The organism is Plantibacter sp. VKM Ac-2885, assembly GCF_015351205.1.
In the GTDB taxonomy this organism is placed as follows: Bacteria; Actinomycetota; Actinomycetes; order Actinomycetales; family Microbacteriaceae; genus Plantibacter; species Plantibacter auratus.
The window spans coordinates 1,465,273-1,487,112 of record NZ_JADKSK010000002.1; the positions used below are offsets into that span (position 1 = coordinate 1,465,273).

Annotated in this window: 21 protein-coding genes; 16 read left to right on the forward strand and 5 right to left on the reverse strand. The window is 70.3% G+C overall.

Going from position 1 to position 21,840, the window contains the following annotated elements; all coding sequences use genetic code 11:
* The first annotated feature begins 216 nt into the window (after nt 1-216).
* From ITJ66_RS19220 to ITJ66_RS19240, 5 genes are all read left to right on the forward strand, one after another.
* The gene (locus tag ITJ66_RS19220) at nt 217-2,508 is read left to right on the forward strand and encodes a polyribonucleotide nucleotidyltransferase (protein ID WP_079707114.1); all 2,292 of its coding nucleotides are present in this window, start codon (nt 217-219) and stop codon (nt 2,506-2,508) included.
* A gap of 194 nt (nt 2,509-2,702) precedes the next feature.
* Nucleotides 2,703-3,851 (forward strand): pyruvate dehydrogenase (acetyl-transferring) E1 component subunit alpha, encoded by a 1,149-nt coding sequence (gene pdhA, locus ITJ66_RS19225; RefSeq protein WP_137243248.1) that lies wholly within the window; start codon nt 2,703-2,705, stop codon nt 3,849-3,851.
* On the forward strand, nt 3,848-4,894 hold the full coding sequence (locus tag ITJ66_RS19230; RefSeq protein ID WP_124769533.1) for an alpha-ketoacid dehydrogenase subunit beta: 1,047 nt from the start codon (nt 3,848-3,850) through the stop codon (nt 4,892-4,894). The genes pdhA and ITJ66_RS19230 overlap by 4 nt, the downstream gene beginning before the upstream one ends.
* Complete coding sequence (locus ITJ66_RS19235; protein ID WP_194645609.1) at nt 4,891-6,234, forward strand: dihydrolipoamide acetyltransferase family protein; 1,344 nt, start codon at nt 4,891-4,893, stop codon at nt 6,232-6,234. Before ITJ66_RS19230 ends, ITJ66_RS19235 begins: the two co-directional genes overlap by 4 nt.
* Before the next feature lie 118 nt (nt 6,235-6,352).
* Nucleotides 6,353-6,730 (forward strand): VOC family protein, encoded by a 378-nt coding sequence (locus ITJ66_RS19240; RefSeq protein WP_137243246.1) that lies wholly within the window; start codon nt 6,353-6,355, stop codon nt 6,728-6,730.
* A 15-nt stretch (nt 6,731-6,745) separates the two neighbouring features.
* Here ITJ66_RS19240 and ITJ66_RS19245 read toward each other — a convergent pair whose 3' ends face one another.
* Nucleotides 6,746-7,378 (reverse strand): TetR/AcrR family transcriptional regulator, encoded by a 633-nt coding sequence (locus ITJ66_RS19245; protein ID WP_194645612.1) that lies wholly within the window; start codon nt 7,376-7,378, stop codon nt 6,746-6,748.
* Nucleotides 7,379-7,465: 87 nt separating this feature from the next.
* On the opposite strand from ITJ66_RS19245, the gene ITJ66_RS19250 reads away from it, so the two are divergent.
* The 10 genes from ITJ66_RS19250 (at nt 7,466) to ITJ66_RS19295 (ending at nt 18,309) form a co-directional block, all read left to right on the forward strand.
* Nucleotides 7,466-9,091 (forward strand): carboxyl transferase domain-containing protein, encoded by a 1,626-nt coding sequence (locus ITJ66_RS19250; RefSeq protein ID WP_194645614.1) that lies wholly within the window; start codon nt 7,466-7,468, stop codon nt 9,089-9,091.
* A 4-nt stretch (nt 9,092-9,095) separates the two neighbouring features.
* Nucleotides 9,096-11,207: a biotin carboxylase N-terminal domain-containing protein gene (locus ITJ66_RS19255; protein WP_194645616.1), complete on the forward strand. Its 2,112-nt coding sequence runs from the start codon at nt 9,096-9,098 to the stop codon at nt 11,205-11,207.
* Nucleotides 11,204-12,370 carry an acyl-CoA dehydrogenase family protein gene (locus ITJ66_RS19260; RefSeq protein WP_064294458.1) on the forward strand — a complete coding sequence of 389 codons (1,167 nt, stop codon included), beginning with the start codon at nt 11,204-11,206 and terminating at the stop codon, nt 12,368-12,370. The genes ITJ66_RS19255 and ITJ66_RS19260 overlap by 4 nt, the downstream gene beginning before the upstream one ends.
* Before the next feature lie 7 nt (nt 12,371-12,377).
* Complete coding sequence (locus ITJ66_RS19265) at nt 12,378-12,875, forward strand: MaoC family dehydratase (protein WP_079707383.1); 498 nt, start codon at nt 12,378-12,380, stop codon at nt 12,873-12,875.
* On the forward strand, nt 12,872-13,717 hold the full coding sequence (locus tag ITJ66_RS19270; RefSeq protein WP_194645618.1) for a CoA ester lyase: 846 nt from the start codon (nt 12,872-12,874) through the stop codon (nt 13,715-13,717). Before ITJ66_RS19265 ends, ITJ66_RS19270 begins: the two co-directional genes overlap by 4 nt.
* Nucleotides 13,718-13,888: 171 nt before the next feature.
* A complete protein-coding gene (locus ITJ66_RS19275; protein ID WP_079002693.1) occupies nt 13,889-14,968 on the forward strand; it encodes an aldo/keto reductase in 1,080 nt (359 codons plus the stop codon).
* Between the two features lie 70 nt (nt 14,969-15,038).
* Entirely contained in the window at nt 15,039-16,406 is a 1,368-nt protein-coding gene (locus ITJ66_RS19280; protein WP_194645620.1) for a pitrilysin family protein, read from the forward strand.
* Nucleotides 16,407-17,009, forward strand: coding sequence for a histidine phosphatase family protein (locus tag ITJ66_RS19285; protein WP_071262315.1), 603 nt, complete (start codon nt 16,407-16,409; stop codon nt 17,007-17,009). It begins immediately after the preceding gene.
* Between the two features lie 47 nt (nt 17,010-17,056).
* On the forward strand, nt 17,057-17,875 hold the full coding sequence (gene dapB, locus ITJ66_RS19290) for a 4-hydroxy-tetrahydrodipicolinate reductase (protein WP_194604657.1): 819 nt from the start codon (nt 17,057-17,059) through the stop codon (nt 17,873-17,875).
* Between the two features lie 11 nt (nt 17,876-17,886).
* Nucleotides 17,887-18,309, forward strand: coding sequence for a hypothetical protein (locus ITJ66_RS19295; RefSeq protein WP_194718991.1), 423 nt, complete (start codon nt 17,887-17,889; stop codon nt 18,307-18,309).
* A 23-nt stretch (nt 18,310-18,332) separates the two neighbouring features.
* Here ITJ66_RS19295 and ITJ66_RS19300 read toward each other — a convergent pair whose 3' ends face one another.
* From ITJ66_RS19300 to ITJ66_RS19315, 4 genes are all read right to left on the reverse strand, one after another.
* Entirely contained in the window at nt 18,333-19,223 is an 891-nt protein-coding gene (locus tag ITJ66_RS19300; protein ID WP_137243239.1) for a TIGR01777 family oxidoreductase, read from the reverse strand.
* A gap of 39 nt (nt 19,224-19,262) precedes the next feature.
* Nucleotides 19,263-19,688 carry an OsmC family peroxiredoxin gene (locus ITJ66_RS19305; RefSeq protein ID WP_064294452.1) on the reverse strand — a complete coding sequence of 142 codons (426 nt, stop codon included), beginning with the start codon at nt 19,686-19,688 and terminating at the stop codon, nt 19,263-19,265.
* A 128-nt stretch (nt 19,689-19,816) separates the two neighbouring features.
* A complete protein-coding gene (locus ITJ66_RS19310) occupies nt 19,817-20,317 on the reverse strand; it encodes a DUF4395 domain-containing protein (RefSeq protein ID WP_137243238.1) in 501 nt (166 codons plus the stop codon).
* A complete protein-coding gene (locus tag ITJ66_RS19315; RefSeq protein ID WP_137243237.1) occupies nt 20,314-20,748 on the reverse strand; it encodes a thioredoxin family protein in 435 nt (144 codons plus the stop codon). Before ITJ66_RS19315 ends, ITJ66_RS19310 begins: the two co-directional genes overlap by 4 nt.
* Before the next feature lie 108 nt (nt 20,749-20,856).
* Between ITJ66_RS19315 and dapA the strand changes: the two genes are divergently transcribed.
* Nucleotides 20,857-21,834: a 4-hydroxy-tetrahydrodipicolinate synthase gene (gene dapA / locus ITJ66_RS19320; protein WP_137243236.1), complete on the forward strand. Its 978-nt coding sequence runs from the start codon at nt 20,857-20,859 to the stop codon at nt 21,832-21,834.
* The last annotated feature ends 6 nt before the right edge of the window (nt 21,835-21,840 follow it).

Consider the following 21,840-nt stretch of genomic DNA (forward strand, 5'->3'; position numbering starts at 1 on the left):
CAGCCGACAGGAAGCTGGTCCTCGGTGGTGTATCCCTCGCGATCCGCGGGTGGTGTTCTACTGGTGGCCAGCCAAGTCCCGGAAGACCGGGCGGCTTGAGCAAGTACTGCGGCTGTGTTGCGCGCTGCATCATGCACGACCGCGCTCGACGGCGCGTCCATTCGGGACGCGCGGCCCGTCACCCGACGGGAGCGCACACGTACGAAGGAGAGACCTGTGGAAGGTCCAGAAATCAAGTTCGCCGAGGCCGTTCTCGACAACGGCAAGTTCGGCAAGCGCACGGTCCGGTTCGAAGCCGGCCGCCTCGCGCAGCAGGCACAGGGCGCGATCGCCGCGTACCTCGACGAGGAGACCATGCTCCTCTCGGCCACCTCGGCCGGAAAGCATCCCAAGGACAACTTCGACTTCTTCCCCCTCACGGTGGACGTCGAGGAGCGCTCCTACGCCGCCGGCAAGATCCCCGGTTCGTTCTTCCGTCGTGAGGGCCGCCCCTCGACCGAGGCGATCCTCGTCTGCCGCCTCATCGACCGGCCGCTGCGCCCGTCGTTCGTCACCGGCCTCCGCAACGAGGTCCAGATCGTCATCACCGTCCTCTCGATCGCTCCGGGTGAGTTCTACGACGCCCTCGCGATCAACGCGGCGTCGATGTCCACCCAGATCTCGGGTCTGCCGTTCTCCGGTCCGATCGGCGCCGTCCGTCTCGCGCTGATCCCCGGCCAGGCCGGCGAGGCCGACCAGTGGGTCGCCTTCCCGAAGGTCGACCAGCTCGAGGAGGCCGTCTTCGACATCATCGTCGCCGGTCGCATCGTGACCGACGCCAACGGCAACGAAGACGTCGCGATCATGATGGTCGAGGCGGAAGCCACCGAGAACAGCTGGAACCTCATCAAGGGCGGCGCCACGAAGCCCGACGAGGCGGTCGTCGCTGCCGGTCTCGAGGCCTCCAAGCCGTTCCTCAAGCAGCTCGTCAAGGCGCAGAGCGAACTCGCGGCTCAGGCGGCCAAGGAGATCGCGGCCTACCCCGTGTTCCTCCCGTACACGCAGGAGAGCTACGACGCCGTCGCCGGTCTCGCACACGACGAACTGGTGAACGTCTACCAGATCGCCGACAAGATCGAGCGCCAGAACGCCGACGACGCCCTCAAGGACCGCGTCAAGGCGGAGATCACCGAGCGTGTCGAGGCCGGTTCGCTCGACGCCGAGGTGCTCACGCAGTTCTCGGCGGCGTACAAGTCCGTCTCGAAGGTGGTCATGCGCGGCCGTGTCCTCCGCGAGGGCATCCGCATCGACGGCCGTGGCCTGACCGACATCCGTCCGCTCGACGCCGAGGTGCAGGTCATCCCGCGCGTCCACGGTTCCGCGATCTTCCAGCGCGGCGAGACCCAGATCCTGGGTGTCACCACGCTGAACATGCTCAAGATGGAGCAGCAGATCGACTCGCTGTCGCCCGTCACGAAGAAGCGCTACCTGCACCACTACAACTTCCCGCCCTACTCGACCGGTGAGACCGGCCGGGTCGGTTCGCCGAAGCGTCGCGAGATCGGGCACGGCTTCCTCGCCGAGCGCGCACTCGTGCCGGTGCTGCCGAGCCGTGAGGAGTTCCCCTACGCGATCCGTCAGGTCTCCGAGGCCCTCGGGTCCAACGGTTCGACCTCGATGGGTTCCGTCTGCGCCTCGACCCTGTCGCTGCTGAACGCCGGTGTGCCGCTCCGCGCACCCGTCGCCGGTATCGCCATGGGCCTCATCTCCGACGTCGTCGACGGTGAGACCCGCTACGCGGCGCTCACCGACATCCTCGGCGCCGAAGACGCCCTGGGCGACATGGACTTCAAGGTCGCCGGTACCTCCGAGTTCGTCACGGCCATCCAGCTCGACACGAAGCTCGACGGCATCCCGACCTCGGTCCTGACCGGTGCGCTCCAGCAGGCCAAGGACGCCCGCACGACGATCCTCTCCGTGCTGAACGCGGCGATCGACGCTCCCGACGAGATGGCGCCGACCGCGCCTCGCGTCATCAGCGTCCAGATCCCCGTCGACAAGATCGGCGAGTTGATCGGCCCGAAGGGCAAGACGATCAACTCGATCCAGGACGAGACCGGCGCCGACATCTCCATCGAGGAGGACGGCACCGTCTACATCGGCGCCGTCGACGGTCCGTCGGCCGAGGCCGCTCGCGCCCAGGTCAACGCGATCGCGAACCCCACCAACCCGGAGGTCGGCGAGCAGTTCCTCGGAACCGTCGTCAAGATCGCCGCGTTCGGCGCGTTCGTCTCGCTGCTCCCGGGCAAGGACGGCCTGCTGCACATCTCCGAGGTCCGCAAGCTCGCCGGTGGCAAGCGTGTGGAGAACGTCGAAGACGTGCTCGGCGTCGGCCAGAAGATCCTCGTCGAGATCACGAAGATCGACGACCGCGGCAAGCTCTCGCTCGCTCCGGTCGTCGCCGATGAGGCCGACACGCACGGCAGCGACGCTGCCAGCGAAGGCCCCGAGGCCCCGGCCGAAGGCTAAGCCTCAGCAGCTGCACCCGAACGCCCGTCCCGCTTCCGCGGGGCGGGCGTTCGCCGTTGCGCGGAGTGTCGACGGTTGAGCGCCAGGGTGATCCGGCGTAGCCTCGGACCACCTCGCGATGACGCGAGGGCACGGCATCGCTCACGAGGCACCGCCGTGAGGTCACCGAACTCAAGGCGGCGTGCATCGTGTCGATGGAGACTCACACCCAATTCCCGCAGGATTCTGACGAGCGGGGCGGTGATGCACGCGAACCGGTCCCGGTCGACCACGGGTGCGTCCAGCTCCTCGATCCGGACGGCGTCCGTCAGGAGGACGCCCTCTACGACCTCTTCGTCGCCGACCTCGGTCACACCGAGCTGCTCGCGCTCTACGAGGACATGGTCGTCACGCGTCGCATCGACACGGAGGCGACGGCTCTGCAACGGCAGGGCGAGATCGGTCTGTGGCCACCGTCGCTCGGGCAGGAGGCCGCCCAGGTGGGGTCGGCGCGGGTCCTGCGGCGCGGGGACTTCGTCTTCACGAGCTACCGCGAACAGGCCGTCGCCTATTGCCGTGGCGTCGAACTCGACCAACTGATGGCGATGTGGCGGGGGACCGCGCTGTCGGGCTGGGACCCGTTCGCGGTCGGCATGGCGACGCCGGCGGTCATCATCGGGGCCCAGACGCTCCATGCGACGGGCTACGCGATGGGCTGTCAGCGCGACGGGTCCGACGCGGTGGCCGTGGCCTACTTCGGCGACGGGGCGACGAGTCAGGGCGACGTGAACGAGGCGCTGGTGCTGGCCGCGAGCTTCCAGGCACCCGTGGTCTTCTTCTGCCAGAACAACCAGTACGCGATCTCCGAGCCCGTCGGGCTGCAGGCCCAACGCCCCATCGCGGACCGGGCACCGGGCTTCGGGGTGCCGAGCATGCGGGTCGACGGCAACGACGTGCTCGCCGTGACGGCGGCGATGCGGATCGCCGTCGACCGCGCACGTTCCGGTGGTGGGCCGACCTTCATCGAGGCCGTCACCTACCGCATGGGGCCGCACACCACCTCGGACGATCCGACGCGGTACCGGGACGAGAGCGAGGTCGCGTCATGGCGTGCGAAGGATCCGATCGCCCGTCTCGAGCGTCTGCTGGAGTCCGAGGGGGTCCTCGACGAGACGGCCCGAGCCCACGTCGCGTCCGTCGCCGACGCCGCGGCCGCCCGGGTCCGTGCGGGGTGCCTCGCATTGCCTGCCCCTGACCCGCTCTCGCTCTTCGACGAGGTCTACGCCACCGCCCACCCCGGGCTCGAACGGCAACGCGAGGAGTACCGCTCGTACCTCGCGATGTTCGACGGTGGTGCCCGATGACCACGCTCACCCTCAGCAAGGCGATCAACACCGGACTGCACCACGCCCTCGCCGATGACGACCGGGTCCTGTTGCTCGGCGAGGACATCGGCAGACTCGGTGGGGTGTTCCGGGTGACCGACGGCCTCCAGGCGGAGTTCGGTGCCGATCGCGTCGTCGACATGCCGCTGGCGGAGTCCGCGATCATCGGAGCGGCGATCGGTCTGGCGTTCAGGGGCTTCCGCCCGGTGTGTGAGATCCAGTTCGACGGGTTCATCTATCCGGGGTTCGACCAGATCGTCGCGCAGTTGGCGAAGCTGCACTACCGGACGAAGGGGGCCGTGCGCATGCCGGTCACCATCCGGGTGCCGTACGGCGGAGGCATCGGCGCCGTCGAGCACCATTCCGAGTCCCCGGAGGCGTACTTCGCGCACACGGCGGGACTGCGCGTGGTGACGTGCTCGGACCCCCAGGACGCGCACACCATGATCCGTCAGGCGATCGCGTGCGACGACCCGGTGCTGTTCTTCGAGCCGAAGCGGCGGTACTGGACGAAGGGCGAGGTCCTCGACGACCTCCCCGCCGATCCGCTCGCCTTCACCCGTGCGCGGACGGTTCGCGCCGGCACGGACGCGACGTTGGTCGCCTACGGGCCGCTCGTCCAGACGGCGCTCGAGGCTGCGGAGGCTGCGGCCGACGAGGGTGTCGACCTGGAGGTGATCGACCTCCGATCCCTGGCGCCCCTCGACGTCGACGCCGTCGCGGCCTCGGTCGAGAAGACGGGGCGACTCGTCATCACGCACGAGGCGCAACGCTCCGGAGGGGTCGGAGCCGAGCTGGCGGCCTCGATCACCGAACGCTGCTTCGACCTCCTCGAAGAGGCCCCGGTGCGGGTGACGGGGTTCGACACGCCCTATCCCGCGTCGGCGCTCGAGGACCACTTCCTCCCGGACCTCGACCGGATCCTGGACGGGGTGGATCGCGCACTGGGGCGTCGGTCCTCCGCCTCGGCCGTGGGCAGGGCCGATGCCCGGCCTGTGACCGGTGGGGAGGGACGGCGATGAAGCGGTTCTCCCTGCCCGATCTCGGTGAAGGCCTGACCGAGAGCGAACTCGTGTCCTGGCGCGTCGCCGTCGGCGACCACGTCGAGCTCAACCAGGTGATCGCCGAGGTCGAGACCGCGAAGGCGCTCGTCGAACTGCCCGCGCCGACCGCCGGCGTGGTCACGAGGCTCCACGTCGAACCGGGGACGACGGTCCTCGTCGGTGAGGCGCTCGTCGACTTCGCGCCCGATGGTGAGACCGGTCCGCCCCCGTCGGTCCCCGAGGCCGACCGAGCGGAGGTCGACCGACCGAGTGGGGCGGCGGACCGCGAGCCGGTCCTCGTCGGCTACGGCCCTCGCACGGCGAGCGGTGAACGGCCACGGCGCCGTGCCCGGGCCGCCGGCGATGACACACCTGCCCCGGCGCACACCGCCCCGGTGCCGGAGCGTTCCCGGCCCCGCGCGACACCGCCGGTCCGGCGACTCGCCCGTGATCTGGGCGTCGACCTCGGGACGCTCGTCGGCACCGGCGTCGGTGGTCGGATCGCGCGTGAGGAGGTCGAGCGCGCTGCGACCGACCTGAGCGGGCAGCTGCCGGAGCGTGCTCGCGGAGCAGCAGCGGCACCGGCCGGGACCCCAGAGGTGCTGGCCACGGCGGCCGACGGCTCGGTGCGTCGGCCGATCACGGGGGTCAGGCGCCGGACCGCCGAGGCGATGGTGAGCAGCGCGTTCACGGCTCCCCACGTGACGGAGTTCCTGACGGTCGACGTGACGCCGACGATGTCGCTGCTGGACGCGCTCGCCCGCTCGCCTCGGACCGGGGACCACCGGGTCAACATCCTGACCGTCCTCGCCAAGGCGGTGTGCATCGCCGTGAGACGCACCCCGGCGGTCAACGCGAGTTGGGATGAGGCTGCCGGGGAGATCGTCGAGTACGGCCACGTCGGACTCGGGATCGCCGCAGCGACGCCGCGGGGACTCCTCGTCCCGAACATCGCACGGGCCGAGGAGCTCAGCCTGTTCGAACTCGCGGACGCCGTGTCGGACCTCGTCCGCACGGCCCGCGAGGGACGCACCGCTCCGGCGGAACTGCGAGGGGGGACGATCACGATCTCCAACGTCGGCGTCTTCGGCGTCGATGCGGGGACGCCCATCCTCAACCCCGGTGAGGCGGCGATCATCGCGCTCGGTGCCGTCCGTCACCGGCCGTGGGAGTTCGAGGGGCAGGTCGCGCTGCGACACGTCGTGACGCTGTCGCTGTCGTTCGACCATCGGCTCATCGACGGGGAGCAGGGGTCCCGGTTCCTCGTCGACCTCGGGACGATGCTGTCCGATCCGGCGATGGTCCTGACGATGGTGTGATCGTCGAGTCCAGGCCCTCGCGCCCGCCCTCCCAGGCGGCCGTTTGGGCCTGGACGCGACGACCGCGACGTGGCATCGTGCATCGTGTACGCATCGGGAATCAGCGAAGGAGCGCCTCATGGTCTCGTACACGGATGTCTTCAGCGGGTTCTCGGTCGACGACATCGACGCGGCGAGGGCGTTCTACCGGGACGTCCTCGGTCTCACGGTCACCGACAACGCCATGGGGTTCCTGGACGTGGCGCTCCCCGCCGGCGGGTCGGTGCTCGTCTACGGCAAGCCGGACCACACACCAGCCTCGTTCACGGTGCTGAACCTCGTTGTCGAGGACATCGACACGGCGGTCGACGAGCTGCAGGCGCAGGGCGTGGTGACGAAGCTCTACCCGGACGACGTCCTGCCGACGGACGCGAAGGGGATCATGCGCGGGAACGGCCCGGACATCGCCTGGTTCACCGATCCAGCGGGGAACGTCCTGTCCGTGCTCGTCGACTGAACCGGTCCCGCGTCCTCACTCGGCGAGCAGGGCGGCCAGTGCCATCCGCTCGAGCGTCGAGCGCACCGCCTCGCGGTCGGGTGTCCCGGCCTCGTTCCGGCCGAGGGAGGTGCTGTGGGACGTGGAGTTGATCAGTCCGAAGCCCGCGAGCGCGCGGACCCGCAGGTCCGCCGCGGGGATCGTGGGATGGAGCGTCGTGAGGACGTCCACCCACCGCTCGACGTACCGCCGCTGGAGGGTGCGGACCGCGCGGCGGTCGTCCGGTGCCAGGCTGTCGAGGTCGTGGTCCTGGATGCGGATCACGTCGGGGTCGTCGAGGGCGAAGGCCACGTGGAAGGTGACCAACGAACGCAGTGCCCGATCGCTGTCCGGAGCCTGCTCGACCTCGCGGGTCCCCCCGTCCAGCAGATCCTGACTGACGCCGACGAGGAGTGCTGCGAGGACGGCCTGCTTGCTCGGGAAGTGGCGGTAGACGGCGGGTCCGCTCATGCCGACGGCTGTTCCGAGGTCCTCCATCGACACCCCGGCGAAGCCGCGCTCGGCGAACAGTCCGGCCGCTGACCGCAGGAGGGCGGAGCGACGTGCCGCTTTCGCCTCCGAGCGCCCGAGGTGCGGCGGGTTCGGGGACGGCGTGTCACGACCGGTCATCGGATCTCCTCGGGGTGGACTTTTTCAGTTAATGAACTGTAACCTCTCTTTCAGTGAGTGATGAGTAACTGAATGCACTCACGGTCGATGACGACAGGAGCCCGAGTGCCCACCCTCACGAGCGGTGCCGATCCCACCTCAGCCCGATTCCGCGAGCAGGAGGCGGCGCAACGGGAGCTCGTGACAGTGCTCGAACAGACGATGGCGACCGCGGCCCTGGGCGGACCGGAGGCGTCGCGGGCCCGGCACGTCGCCCGGGGGAAGCTGCTGCCGCGCGATCGGGTCGACCGCCTGCTCGACGAGGGGAGCCCCTTCCTGGAGATCGCGCCCTTGGCCGCGCACGGCATGTACGACGACGCGACTCCCGGCGCCGGGGTCATCGCCGGGATCGGCCTCGTCCACGGACGACACGTGCTCGTCGTGTCGAACGACGCGACCGCGAAGGGCGGCTCGTACTTCCCGATGACGGTGAAGAAGCACCTCCGGGCCCAGGAGATCGCTGCCGCGAACCGGCTGCCCTGCCTGTACCTCGTCGACTCCGGGGGAGCGAACCTCCCGACGCAGGACGAGGTCTTCCCCGATCGGGACCACTTCGGCCGGATCTTCTTCAACCAGGCCCGGATGTCGGCGGCCGGCATCCCGCAACTCGCCGCCGTACTCGGGTCCTGCACCGCCGGAGGTGCGTACGTCCCCGCCATGAGCGACGAGAACGTGATCGTGCGCGGCCAGGGCACGATCTTCCTGGGCGGTCCACCCCTCGTGAAGGCCGCGATCGGCGAGGTCGTGACGCCGGAGCAGCTCGGCGGCGGCGACCTCCACGCCCGGGTGTCAGGGGTCACCGACCACCTCGCCGACGACGACGCGCACGCGCTCGACATCCTCCGGGACGCGGTCGCGACGCTGCCGGCGCCCCACCAGCGCGCGTGGGAGGTGCGTCCGAGCGTGCCGCCGGTCGTCCCGGAGGCGCAACTGTACGGGGTCGTCCCGGCGGAGCTGCAGACGGCCTACGACGTCCGTGAGGTGATCGCGCGGCTCGTCGACGGCAGCGACTTCTCGGAGTTCAAGCGCGAGTACGGCGACACCCTCGTGACCGGGTTCGCGAGGCTGCACGGGCACCCCGTCGGCATCATCGCGAACAACGGCGTGCTCTTCAGTGAGTCGGCCCTGAAGGGCGCCCACTTCATCGAGCTCGCCGACCAGCGCGGCATCCCCTTGCTGTTCCTCCAGAACATCTCGGGCTTCATGGTCGGCAGTGACGCTGAGGCCGGAGGCATCGCCAAGCACGGCGCGAAGATGGTCACCGCGGTCGCGACCACCCGGGTGCCGAAGCTGACGGTCGTGATCGGCGGTTCGTTCGGCGCCGGCAACTACTCCATGTGCGGCCGGGCCTACGATCCCCGGTTCCTCTGGATGTGGCCGGGCGCGCGCATCTCCGTCATGGGGGGACAGCAGGCGGCGAGTGTCCTCGCGACCGTCAAGCGCGACCAACTCGAGGCTCGCGGTGAGGCGTGGACGGCCCAGGCGGAGGAGGATTTCCGGGCGCCGATCCTCGCCGACTTCGAGGAACAGGGCAACCCGTACTACTCGACCGCACGGCTCTGGGACGACGGCATCATCGATCCCGCCCGGACCCGCACGGTCCTCGGACTCGCGCTCGAGGTGTGCTCCCGCGCGCCCCTGCCAGAACCCGGCTTCGGCCTCTTCAGGATGTGACGGCATGACGATCCAGACACCGAACCGGCCGGGCCACGCATCCGCGCGTCCCTTCCGCTCCGTCCTCGTCGCGAACCGCGGCGAGATCGCCTGTCGCGTGATCCGCACGCTCACAGCGATGGACATCGAGAGCATCGCGGTCTTCAGCGACGCTGACCGCGACGCCCCACACGTCCGGCTCGCGGACCGCGCCGTCCGCCTGGGACCCCCGCCGGCCTCGGACAGCTACCTCGACGTCGACGCCGTCGTCCGAGCCGCCGTCACGACCGGGGCCGAGGCGGTGCACCCGGGCTACGGCTTCCTGTCCGAACAACCCGCGCTCGCGAGGGCGCTCGCCGCTGCCGGGATCGTGTTCATCGGACCGGACGAGCGCGCCCTGGTCCTCATGGGCGACAAGATCCGGGCGAAGGACCACGTCGCGGCTCGAGGCGTCCCGATCATCGAGGGCGTCGCCGACGCCTCGCTCGACGACGACGCGCTCGTCCGTGCCGGCGCCGCCATCGGCTTCCCGCTCATCGTCAAGCCGGCGGGCGGTGGCGGCGGCAAGGGGATGCAGGTGGTGGAGCGCGCCGAGGAGCTCCCATCGGCCATCGCCTCCGCGCACCGGGTGGCCGAGGCGGCCTTCGGCGACGCCACGCTCCTCCTCGAGCGGTTCGTCTCGAGACCCCGGCACATCGAGGTGCAGGTGCTCGCGGACGCCCACGGTGCGGTCGTGCACCTCGGCGAGCGCGAGTGCTCGCTCCAGCGTCGGCACCAGAAGGTGGTGGAGGAGTCCCCGTCGCCGCTCATCGACGACCGCCAGCGCGCGCGACTCGGCGAGGCGGCCTGCACGGTCGCCCGGAGCGTCGGCTACCGAGGGGTGGGGACCGTCGAGTTCCTCGTCGCCGACGACCGACCCGACGAGTTCGCCTTCCTCGAGATGAACACGCGGTTGCAGGTGGAGCATCCGGTCACCGAGCTCGTCACGGGTCTCGACCTCGTGGAGTGGCAGGTGCGAGTCGCCGCCGGTGAACCGCTGACGATGACGCAGGACGACGTCGTCCTGCGTGGTCACGCGGTGGAGGCGCGGCTGTACGCGGAGGATCCGTCGAGCGGCTTCCTGCCCCAGACCGGGGTGCTCGAGCGGGTGCGTCTGCCGCACGGGCCGGGCGTCCGCGTCGACGGCGGCATCGTCGCCGGGCAGTTCGTCGGCCCCTGGTACGACCCCATGCTCGCGAAGATCGTGTGCTGGGCCGAGGATCGCGGGACCGCGCTCCGGCGACTCGACGCCGCGCTCGCGGCGACGGTGGTCTTCGGTGTCCGCACGAACCTCGGCTTCCTCCGGCGGCTCCTCGCCGACGAGGACGTCCTCGCGGGACGACTGCACACCGGTCTCATCGCCGACCTGCTCGACGACAGCCCGTCCGCCGCGACGTCCGAGCGGGTCCTGACCGCCGTGGCGCTCGCCGAAACGGACGACCGGCGATCCGAGGCCGCAGCACGGACCGCCGGACTCGGGACGCCGTGGTCGGATCCCGGTGGGTGGCGCCTCGGCGCGGCAGCACCGACGCGACAGCACCTGCGTCTTGAGGACGGACGCATCGTCCGCATCGAGGTGCGTGGGTCGAGCGACGATGCGAGCGTCTCCGTCGATGACGCGGCACCGGCCCGGGCCGCGGTCCGCAGCCGGTCGGACGGCACCCTGCGGTTCGAGCACGACGGTGTCAGCACCCCGTTGGAGACCGTCCGCGTGGGGGACGAACGATGGATCGCGCTCGACGGTGCCATCAGTGTGGTCGAGGTGGTCCCGCGTGAGGCGCTCCCAGCCGGCGGGGATCCGACTGCGGCCGGTGCGGTCGATCCGGAGGTGCGGACGCCGATGCCCGGCACCGTCACGGCCGTGCACGTCACGAGCGGCGACGCCGTCACCGCCGGTCAGCCGCTGGTCACCGTCGAAGCGATGAAGATGGAGCACCTCCTCACCGCCACGACCGACGGCACGGTCACCCTCCACGTCGCCACGGGTGGCACGGTCGCCACCCGTCAGTCGGTCGCGACGATCGCCGCAGACCCCGTCGCAGCACACCTGAACGCAGCCCCAACCGATGCAGCACCCACGAACGGAGCATCAGCATGAACACCGAGCTCAGCCCCGAGCACCAGCGGATCGTCGACACGGTCAAGGCGTTCGCCGACGAGGTCGTCGCGCCCGCCGCCTATCAGTACGACACGGAACGGCGTCTGCCGTACGACATCATCGCGCAGATGGGGGAGCTGGGACTCTTCGGGCTGCCGTTCCCGAAGGAACTCGGCGGCGGGGGGATGGACTACTTCGCGCTCTGCCTCGCCGTCGAGCAGCTCGGACGCGTCGACCAGAGCATCGGCGTCACCCTCGAGGCCGGCGTCGGCCTCGGAGCCATGCCGATCTACCTGTACGGCACCGACGCCCAGCGCGAGGAATGGATCCCGCAGCTCGCGAGCGGGCAGGCGCTCGCCGCGTTCGGCCTCACCGAGGCGCGTGCCGGCAGTGATGCAGGCGCGACGGAGACCACCGCCGAGCTCGTCGACGGTGAGTGGGTGATCAACGGCACGAAGCAGTTCATCACCAACTCCGGGAGCGAGATCACCCGTCTCGTGACGGTCACGGCCGTCACGGGGGAGCGGGTCCGATCCGACGGCCGGGTGACGAAGGAGCTGTCGTCGATCCTCGTGCCGGTCCCGACGCCGGGCTTCACCGCGCTACCGCCCTACGACAAGGTCGGGTGGCACACCTCCGACACCCACCCGCTGCGGTTCGAGGACGTCCGCGTACCGGAGGGCAACCTGCTCGGCGAACGCGGGCGCGGGTACGCCAACTTCCTCACAGCGCTCGACGGTGGACGGATCGCCGTGGCCGCGCTCGCCGTCGGAGCTGCCCAGGGCTGCCTCGAGGAGGCGATCCGCTACGCCAAGGAGCGGGTCGTGTTCGGTCGGGCGATCGGTGACAACCAGTGGATCGCCTTCCGGATCGCGAAGATGCAGGCGCGGGTCCACACCGCCAGGCAGGCCTACTACGACGCCGCGTCGCGCATGCTCCGGGGAGCGCCCTACAAGATGGAGGCCTCCATCGCGAAGATGGTCGCCGGGGAGGCCGCGATGGACAACGCCCGCGACGCGACCCAGATCTTCGGCGGCTACGGGTTCCTCAACGAGAACCCGGTGGCGCGGCACTACCGGGACTCGAAGATCCTCGAGATCGGTGAGGGCACCACCGAGGTGCAGCTCATGATCATCGCCCGCGAACTCGGCTTCGCGTCGTGAGGTCATGATGACCGACTCGTCCGAGACGTCGTCCGGCCCCGTGATCGAGCAGCGAGGCCTGTACTTCGAGGAGTTCGTGGTGGGTGCGACCTACCGCCATCGCCCCGGGCGCACCCTCACGGAAGCCGACAACGTCCTGTTCTCGACCCTCACGATGAACGGGCAATCACTGCACGTGGATGCCGCGTGGTCTGCGACCGGGCCCTTCGGGGAACGGCTCGTGAACTCGATGCTGACCCTCTCGACGCTCGTGGGGCTGTCGGTCGCGCAGCTCACCGAGCAGACGATCGTCGCGAACCTGGGCTTCACCGACATCGCCTTCCCGAACCCGATGCACCACGGCGACACGCTGTACGCCGAGACGCTCGTGACGGCCAAACGGTTGTCGTCGTCAAGGCCGGGCGAGGGTGTCGTCACCCTGCTCCACACGGGTCGGAACCAGGACGGCGTCGTCGTCGCGACCGCGACCAGGAGCACGCTCGTCCAGTGCTCGGGTGCATCGTGACCGGCGCCGCGGCGTTCGACCTGGGGCCGGCGATCCTCTTCGTCCCAGCGGACCGTCCGGACCGCTTCGCGAAAGCGGCCGAGCGCGCGGATGCCGTCATCCTCGATCTCGAGGACGCCGTGGCCCCGGCCGACAAGCCGGCCGCCCGCCGGGCGATCGTCGACCATCCGCTCGATCCCTCGCACACGGTCGTCAGGGTCGACCCGGCTGGAACCGTCGACTTCGACGACGATGTCGCGGCGCTCGCGGACACCGCCTATCGCACGGTCATGCTTGCGAAGACGGAGACGACCGCGGCGCTCGACCGGCTCGTGGACGCGATCCCGGACGTCCGGATCATCGCGCTGTGCGAGACCGCTGCCGGTGTCGTGCAGGCACCCGCGTTGGCCGCCCATCCTGCGGTCGTCGCGCTCATGTGGGGCTCTGAAGACCTCATCGCCTCCCTGGGCGGCACGAGCAGTCGGCGGGCCGACGGGCGATACCGGGACGTCGTCAGACAGGCGCGGTCGTCGGTGCTGCTCGCCGCGGGAGCCGCCGGGGTGGCCGCGATCGACGCGGTCCACCTCGACATCGACGATCTCGACGGGCTCGCGGACGAGGCGGCGGACGCGGCCGCCGTCGGCTGTATCGCCTCCGCGTGCATCCACCCCGGACAGGTCCCGACCGTTCGCGCCGCCTACCGCCCGGACCCCCGATCGGTCACAGCGGCGCGTGCGCTGCTCGACGCTGCAGCGGGAGCCGCCGGCGTGTTCCGACACGAGGGACGCATGGTCGACGAGCCGCTCCTGCGGCACGCGCGACTCGTGCTCGCCCGTGCCGAGGTGTCCGTCGATCCGAGGTGATCGACCGACTCCCGCAATCGTTACGAATCAGTTGCCACCCGGTCGTGATGTCGTCCAGCCGAAGTCGCCGGTCTCCTCTAGCCTGGTGAGCAAGCACCGGCCCGTCGCGCCACGCACGGATCCCGACGGTGCAGCGCGTCACCGGTCGGCGGACCGAGAGAGGGGCAGGGGATGCCACACCTCTGGCGCTCGTCGAGCACCCGTGGCAGTTCTCTCGTCGGCGGAGCAGCGGACGGCGTCGACGACGACGCGAGTCGGCGTCCCGAGCAGCTCGTCCCGCACCCGTCCTTCCCGACGCCCGTCCAGGACCCCGAGCCCTCCGAGGCACCGAGGCGCACGATCGGCGACTCCGAGTTGTCGGTCTTCCCGGTCGTGCTCGGCGGCAGCGTGTTCGGGTGGACCGTCGACCCCGACACGACATCGGACATCCTCGACCGGTTCCACGACTCCGGCGGCAACATGGTGGACACCGCCGACAGCTACGCGGGCGGACGCAGCGAGATCCTCATCGGCAACTGGATGCGGAAGCGCCGCAACCGGGACGACATGGTCGTCGCGACGAAGATCGGCCGGCACCCCGACTACCCGGGTCTCGGCTCGGTGAGCATCATCCGCGCGGTCGAGGCGGCGCTCGAACGGTTGCAGACCGACCACATCGACCTGCTGTCCTTCCACGACGACGACCCGAGCATCCCGTTGGCCGACAGCCTCGGGACGGTCGACTGGCTGATCGAGACCGGCAAGGTCCGCTACCTCGGCACCTCGAACACGACCCCTGAACGGCTGATGGAGGCGCGGATCCTCTCGGCGAGCGGCTTCACCCAGTTCGTCGCGCTCGAGACGCACTACAGCCTCATGCACCGGGAGCCGTACGAGAGCACCCTCGCGCTCGTCGCGACGGCCCAGCACCTCGGTGTCCTGCCCTACTTCGCCCTCGCGAACGGGTTCCTGACGGGCCGCTACCGCACTCGTTCCGACCTCGACCCGAGCACCCGCGGCAGTCGCGCCGCGACCCATCTCCACCGCCGCGGACTGCGGGTCCTGCACGTCCTCGACGAGATCGCGGAGGAGAACCGCTGCACGGTGGCCTCGGCCGCGCTCGCCTGGGCCATGTCACGTCCCGGCGTCGTCGCGCCCATCGCGAGCGCGTCCCAGCCGGCTCACGTCGACTCGCTCATCGCGGCGGCCGACGTGCGGCTGAGCCGCGGGCAGATCCTCGAGCTCGACCGCGTCTCCGGTCGCTTGCGCTGAGTCGACCGGCGGTCGCCTGCGCACGGTCGCTCGCGCGCGACGCCCGGGAACCTGACGTATGGTTGGGGTGATGAACGCCGCCGTCGACTTTCCGCTCACTCGTCCCGAGCTCGCGTTCACCGCATCCGGGGACGCGCTCGTCCGCCGGACGGTCCTGCCCAACGGGCTGCGCATCCTGAGCGAACACATGCCGGGCAGCCGTAGCGCGACGATCGGCTACTGGGTGGCCGTCGGCTCCCGCGACGAACAACCGGCGACCGCCGATCGACCGGCGACCTTCGGCTCGACGCACTTCCTCGAGCACCTCCTGTTCAAGGGCACGCCGTCGCGTTCCGCCCTCGACATCGCGGTCGCCTTCGACGCCGTCGGCGGCGAGCACAACGCGCTCACGGCCAAGGAGCACACCTGCTACTACGCCAAGGTGCGCGATCGCGACCTGCCGATGGCGGTGGACGTCATCACCGACATGCTCACCTCCTCGCTGCTCGACCCGGAGGAGTTCGAGAACGAACGCGGCGTCATCCTCGAAGAGCTCGCGATGATGGACGACGATCCGGGGGACGTCGCCAACGAACGGTTCTTCGAGCGCGTGCTCGGCGAGCACCCCCTCGGGCGTCCCATCGGCGGTCACCCGCAGTCGATCGTCGAGGTCGGCCGGGACGCCGTCGTGGCGCACTACCGAGCCAACTACCGCGCGAACGACGTCATCGTGACGGCGGCCGGCGCGGTCGACCACGACGCGCTCGTCGCCCAGGTGTCCGAGGCGCTCGTGCATGCGGGCTGGCCGGCGGACGCGGTGGCCGCACCGGTCGCGCGTCGGACGCTCGCTCCTGCTGCCATCGTCGGCGGCTCGCCGCTCTCGGTCGTACACCGGCCCACCGAGCAGGTCCACCTGCAGATCGGCGGAGCGGGCCTCATCGCGGGCGATGAGCGACGATTCGCCATGAGCATGCTCAACTCCATCCTCGGTGGCGGCATGTCCAGCCGCCTGTTCCAGGAGATCCGCGAACGGCGCGGGCTCGCCTACTCGGTGTACTCGTTCGCCGGCAGCTACTCGGACGCCGGCGTCTTCGGCCTCGCTGCCGCCTGCTCCACGGCGAAGGCGGCGACCGTCGCCGAGCTCATGCTCGCCGAACTCCACCGGCTCGCCGAGCACGGCGTGACGGACGAGGAGTTGTCGCGCGCGCTCGGCCAGCTGAGCGGCGCCTCGGCGCTGGCGCTGGAGGATTCGGACTCGCGGATGAGCCGCCTCGGTCGAGCGGAGCTGACCCTCGGCGAGTTCATCGACCTCGACGAGAGCATCCGTCGCCTGCAGTCCGTCGGTCAGGACGACGTCCAGCGGCTCGCGCAGCACCTCGCCGCGCAGCCCATCACGGTGTCGGCGGTCGGAGCCGTCGACGAGGACACCTTCGCTCCGATCATCGCGGGGGTGCGTTGAATGTCCCATTACCTGTATCTCGTCAGACACGGCGAGCAGCAGCACGCTGAGCACGGCTTGCCCGACGGACCACTGTCGGCACGCGGTCGGCGTCAGGCACAGCTGCTCGCGGAGCGCCTCGGCGGTGTGCCCATGACCGCGGCATGGCACTCGCCGTTGCAGCGGGCTGCGGAGACCGCCCAGATCATCGCGGAGCGGATGCCGGCCGTTACACCGGAGCCGTCGTCGCTGCTCTTCGACTGCGTCCCGAGCGGTCGGACACCGGAGACGCCGTCGGCGTTCGACCCCTTCTTCGGTTCGATCACCGAGGCGGAGATCGAGGCGGGCGAAGCGCAGATGGCCGACGCCGCCGCCGAGTTCCTCTCGCCGAAGCGCGGTGACCATCACGAGCTGCTCATCACGCACAACTTCGTCATCGGGTGGCTCGTCCGCGAGGCGCTCCAGGCGCCCGCATGGCGCTGGGTGAGCATCAACCAGGCCAACGGCGGACTGACGGTGCTGCACCAGCGCGCCGGGCGTCCGTGGAGCCTCATCACCCACAACGACCTCGCGCACCTCCCCATGGAGCTCCGCACGGGTCTTCCCGAGCCGCACATCGTCTAGCCGGGCGGCCCGCCTCCTCCCGGACGGGCAGCACGTAAGCTGAGGGCATGACGACACGAGTGGCGCTAGCCGGCGCGAGCGGCAAGATGGGCCGACTGTTCACCAGCATCATCGGTTCACTCGACGACTTCGAGCTGGTCGCGTCGCTCGGTTCGTCGAGCGAGCTGAGCGAGATGGACGGGGCGGACCTCGTCGTCGACGTCACGGTCCCGGGTGTCAGCCAGCGGATCGTCGACCACGCCGTCGCTCAGGGCATCAACGTGCTCGTCGGGACGAGCGGTTGGTCGGCCGAGCGTATCCAGCGACTCGACCGCCGGCTCGCCGAGCTGCCCGAGCAGGGCGTCGTCATCATCCCCAACTTCTCGCTGGGGTCCGTCCTGTCGACGAGTCTCGCGACCGTCGCGGCCCGCTTCTTCGACTCGATCGAGATCATCGAGTCCCACCGCGACACGAAGGTGGACTCGCCCTCCGGGACCGCCGTGCGCACCGCCGAGCTGATGATGGCCGCGCGTGGCGACCGTGGGCCCGTCGCCGCTCCGCACACCGACCAGCGGGCGCGGGGACAGCAGGTCTCGAGCATCCCGATCCACAGCCTGCGGCTCCAGGGCGTCGTCGCCCGCCAGGAGGTCGTGTTCGGTGGCGTCGACGAACTCGTCACGATCACGCACGACACGATCTCGCCCGCGTCCTACGAGCGGGGCATCCGGCTCGCCCTCGTCGCCGCCCGCGACGCCCGGGGGGTCACCGTCGGTCTCGACAGTCTGCTCGACCTCGGACTCGATCGCCCTGGGCCGGCGGGTCGGCGGGCCGCCCAAGGGGCGCCCGAGCACGTCTCCGGCCAAGCCGCGGCGGCCAGCGCCCTGTGAAGACCCGCGTCATGGTCGCGATCATCGCGGCGCTGCTCGTCCTCTACATCGTCCTCGTCGGGTACCGTGCCGTCGTCCTCCTCGGCACGGGCGAGCCTGTCGGCATCGCCATGGGTGCGGCGCTCATCGTCCTGCCGATCCTCGGCGTCTGGGCGCTCTGGCGCGAGATCGCCTTCGGGCTGGGCGCCGAGCGACTCGGAGTCCGCCTCGAGGCCGAGGGCGGCCTTCCGCCCGAGCAGGTCGAGACCCGCGAGAGCGGCCGGCCGATGCGTGATGCCGCAGACGAGCTGTTCCCGAAGTACCGCGACGCGGCCGAGGCCGCTCCAGACGACTGGCGGTCCTGGTACCGCCTCGGACTCGTCTACGACGGTGCCGGAGACCGCCGCCGCGCACGGCAGGCCATCCGACAGGCGATCCGGCTCTCGCGGAGCTGACCGGAGCGGCGGCGTCCCGTCGTTCAGTCGCGAGCGAGTGCTTCGGCCAACGCCTGCTCGACGGTCGGCGTGCTGAACGTGAAGCCGTCGTCCAGGAGCCGACGAGGTTCGACGCGCTGATCGCTCAGCAGCAGTCCGTCGGCGGCGTCGCCGAGGAGCGCCTTGAGGGCGAACTTCGGGACGCGGAGCAGATAGGGCCGGTTCATCCGTCTGGCGAGCTCGAACATGAGGTCGTCGGCGCGGGCGGCCTGCGGACCGCACAGGTTCACCGGTCCGGAGAGCGTCGAGGTCAGGAGGTGGGTGATCGCCCGGACCTCGTCCTGCAGCCCGATCCACGGCCAGAACTGGCGGCCCGAACCGAGCGGACCGGCGACCCCGAACCGGGTGAGCGGTGCCAGCGGCTTGAGCACGCCTGCCAGGTCGACGACGATGCCGTTGCGGAGCAGCACGGTGCGGACGGCGTCGGGCGCCGCGAGCGCCGAGTCCTCCCAGGCGACGACGACATCGGCGAGGAATCCGGTCCCTCTGGAGGAGTCCTCCGTGAGGGTCTCTCCCGGACGGTCGCCGTAGTACCCGACCGCCGAACCACTGAGGAAGGCGGCCGGTGGCTGCTCCGCCCGGTTCATGGCGTCGACGAGTGTCCGGGTGGCGCTGAGTCGTGACCAGAGGATCGTGGATCGGTAGGCCGCCGTCCAAGGCAGCTTGCCGAGGGAGGCGCCGGAGAGGTTGACGACCGCATCGGCGCCGCTCAGGACCGCCGGATCCAGTACGCCTGCCAGCGGATCCCACTCCGCTTCTCCGGCACCACGCGCCGGACGTCGTACGAGCCGGACGACGTCATGGCCGTCGGTCTCGAGGGAGCGCCCGAGCGCCGTTCCGATGAGCCCGGAGGCTCCGCCGATCACGATGCGCATGCGCGTCGCCTTCCTGGTCGTGCTGCTGGACGGTGGTGGTTACGCGAGGCTGGCCTCGAGGGTGATCGGGATGCCGGCGAGCGCCTGTGAGACCGGGCAGCCGTCCTTCGCCGCCGTGGCGATGCGCTCGAAGTCGGCCTCGGAGATGCCGGGCACGACCGCGCTGACGAGCAGGTGGCTGCCGGTGATGCCGGTGCCGGGGGTGAAGGAGACCGCTGCGGTCGCCTGGATGCGCTCCGGCGGGAATCCGGCGCTCGTGAGCTCGTTGGCGAACGCCATCGAGTAGCAGGAGGCGTGTGCAGCCCCGAGCAGTTCCTCCGGGGTCGTCGTCGTGTTGGACCCCTCGGAGCGTGCCTTCCAGTCGACGGCGAACTCGGCCGCCTCGGAGGTGTCGAGGCTCGTGTGCCCGGATCCCTCGAAGAGCGTGCCGTTCCAGACCGTCGTGGCTTCGCTTGTTACCGCCATGGTGCAACCTCCATCGTCGGGCCGTGCAGGAGCGCATCGGCGCTGGTGTTCGTGGGGTCAGCCTAACCGGATCGACCTGGACGGTCACCCCGTCGACAAACGGTGTCGACAGGTGCTTCAGGCCACCGTCACGCTTGTCGTCCGATGACGCGGGCGCGGAGGAGGAGCACATACAGGCGGCAGCCGAGGCAGAACCCGAACGCCGCGTTGAGGAAGGCGGCGACGAACGCGGCACCGGCGGAGACGGCGAGGGATCCCGGCAACCCGACGAGGTGCAGCACGAGTCCGATCGCGACCACCACGAGCCCGACGCCCTGCGCGAAGGTCGGTGGTTCAGGTGCCTCGAGTTCGACGGGCGGGCCGAGCCTCGGGCGGATGAGGCGTCGGAACACGACGCCGTACGGGTGGCGTCGGATCCCGGCGAACGCGCCCCACGCGAACAGGGCTGCGATGACGACGAGGAGGACGAAGGCCGGTTGGCCGGCCCGCGCGGGCAGCGTGTCGGCGAGCGGCGCCGTCAGCGCGAGGAAGACGGCGACGAGGAGGAGCACGGCGGTCACGGTCGCGCCGAACCGCGGGCTGCGCGGGTCGATGCCGGTCGGCTGTGCTGCTGGAGGGTTCGAGGTCATGCTGGTCTCCCGAGGACGGATCGGAGCTCGCCGGCGAGTACCGCACGGCGTGCGGCCCCGGAGAACCGACCGCGCACGATCCCGGCGCGGTCGAGGAGGAGGACGGTGGGCGTCTGCAGGACGGAGAAGCGGTCCGCGAGGTCGGGACGGTGGGTCAGGTCGACGTCGAGGACGCCCACGCCCGCCTCCCCGTCGGCCAGCTCGTGCAGCAGTCGTCTGGTCCCGGGGCACTGGGCACAGAACTCGGTGCTGAACTGCACCAGGGTGGCCGATCGGCCGAGCGGAGTGGTCGTCCCGAGTGCCGCCGACGAGAGGCGGTCCCCGTCGGTGCGGTGCGACGCACGCCCGCTCCGTGCACGCACGACCAGACCCACCGCCGTCGTGGACAGGACGAGGACGAGCATCAGCGAGAGGGCGGGCAGCGGGGACATGGTGTCCGTCAGCATAGGTTCCGGGTGCCGGTCCCTCGGCCAGTGTGACGCGAGGTGACGGCCGTGCGGATGGTGACCCGCAAGAGGGAAACCCGATAGCCTGAGAGGGTGTCGCGTGCAGAGAACCCCTTCGGTCAAGTCCTCGTCGCCCTGGTGACGCCGTTCACCGCCGACGGCGAGGTCGACTGGAAGGCCGTCGAGCGACACATCGACGACGTCGTGACCGCGGGGGCCGACGGCATCGTCGTCACCGGCACCACGGGTGAGACCTCGACGCTGACGGACCCGGAGAAGGTCAAGCTCGTCGAGGTCGGCAAGGCCGTCGCGGGCGGGCGCGCGAAGATCATCACCGGTGGTGGCTCCAACGAGACGGCCCACGCGATCGAGCTCGCGAAGAAGAGCGAGCAGGCGGGCGCCGACGGCAACATGATCGTCACCCCGTACTACAACAAGCCCACCCAGGCCGGCGTGCTCACCCACTTCCGCATGATCGCCGACTCCACGGATCTGCCGGTCATCCTCTACGACATCCCGGGGCGAACCGGCATCCCCATCACCTACGAGACGATCCTGCGTGCGGCCAAGCACCCGAACATCCTCGCGGTGAAGGACGCCAAGGGCGACCTCAGCGAGGTGAGCCGGGTCATGAACCAGACGGACCTCATGTACTTCGCGGGCGACGACGCCAACGCACTGCCGACGCTCGCCATCGGCGGCACCGGCCTCATCGGCGTCACGGCCAACATCGCGCCGACGCCCTACCGACACATGGTCGACGCGGTGAACTCCGGCGACCTCCCCGCAGCCACCGCAGCGCACCGGCAGCTCGAGCCGCTCGTGCGCGCGGTCATGACCCACGTCCCCGGCACCGTCGCCGCCAAATACATCTTGCACGGCCTCGGCCGGATCCAGAGCCCGCGGGTACGTCTTCCGCTGGTCGGTCCGGAGGAGTGGGAGGCCGCGCAGATCGAGGATGAGATCGACCTGGTGAAGGACATCCCAGGCGTCGACTTCCGCAACTTCCGGCCAGACCGCAACGCCGCCGCCGGTGGCGCGCTGCCCAAGGTCGCCGGTACGACTCGCTAGACAAAC

Bases quoted from the DNA above. Each gene is read 5' to 3' on its own strand.
- ITJ66_RS19280 (WP_194645620.1), top strand. From the start codon at position 15,039: ATGAACGCCGCCGTCGACTTTCCGCTCACTCGTCCCGAGCTCGCGTTC.
- dapB (WP_194604657.1), top strand. From the start codon at position 17,057: ATGACGACACGAGTGGCGCTAGCCGGCGCGAGCGGCAAGATGGGCCGA.
- ITJ66_RS19235 (WP_194645609.1), top strand. From the start codon at position 4,891: ATGAAGCGGTTCTCCCTGCCCGATCTCGGTGAAGGCCTGACCGAGAGC.
- ITJ66_RS19310 (WP_137243238.1), bottom strand. From the start codon at position 20,317: ATGACCTCGAACCCTCCAGCAGCACAGCCGACCGGCATCGACCCGCGC.
- ITJ66_RS19265 (WP_079707383.1), top strand. From the start codon at position 12,378: ATGACCGACTCGTCCGAGACGTCGTCCGGCCCCGTGATCGAGCAGCGA.
- ITJ66_RS19275 (WP_079002693.1), top strand. From the start codon at position 13,889: ATGCCACACCTCTGGCGCTCGTCGAGCACCCGTGGCAGTTCTCTCGTC.
- ITJ66_RS19250 (WP_194645614.1), top strand. From the start codon at position 7,466: ATGACGACAGGAGCCCGAGTGCCCACCCTCACGAGCGGTGCCGATCCC.
- ITJ66_RS19315 (WP_137243237.1), bottom strand. From the start codon at position 20,748: ATGTCCCCGCTGCCCGCCCTCTCGCTGATGCTCGTCCTCGTCCTGTCC.
- ITJ66_RS19255 (WP_194645616.1), top strand. From the start codon at position 9,096: ATGACGATCCAGACACCGAACCGGCCGGGCCACGCATCCGCGCGTCCC.
- ITJ66_RS19300 (WP_137243239.1), bottom strand. From the start codon at position 19,223: ATGCGCATCGTGATCGGCGGAGCCTCCGGGCTCATCGGAACGGCGCTC.
- ITJ66_RS19230 (WP_124769533.1), top strand. From the start codon at position 3,848: ATGACCACGCTCACCCTCAGCAAGGCGATCAACACCGGACTGCACCAC.
- ITJ66_RS19305 (WP_064294452.1), bottom strand. From the start codon at position 19,688: ATGGCGGTAACAAGCGAAGCCACGACGGTCTGGAACGGCACGCTCTTC.
- pdhA (WP_137243248.1), top strand. From the start codon at position 2,703: ATGGAGACTCACACCCAATTCCCGCAGGATTCTGACGAGCGGGGCGGT.
- ITJ66_RS19240 (WP_137243246.1), top strand. From the start codon at position 6,353: ATGGTCTCGTACACGGATGTCTTCAGCGGGTTCTCGGTCGACGACATC.
- ITJ66_RS19295 (WP_194718991.1), top strand. From the start codon at position 17,887: ATGGTCGCGATCATCGCGGCGCTGCTCGTCCTCTACATCGTCCTCGTC.
- ITJ66_RS19260 (WP_064294458.1), top strand. From the start codon at position 11,204: ATGAACACCGAGCTCAGCCCCGAGCACCAGCGGATCGTCGACACGGTC.
- ITJ66_RS19285 (WP_071262315.1), top strand. From the start codon at position 16,407: ATGTCCCATTACCTGTATCTCGTCAGACACGGCGAGCAGCAGCACGCT.
- ITJ66_RS19245 (WP_194645612.1), bottom strand. From the start codon at position 7,378: ATGACCGGTCGTGACACGCCGTCCCCGAACCCGCCGCACCTCGGGCGC.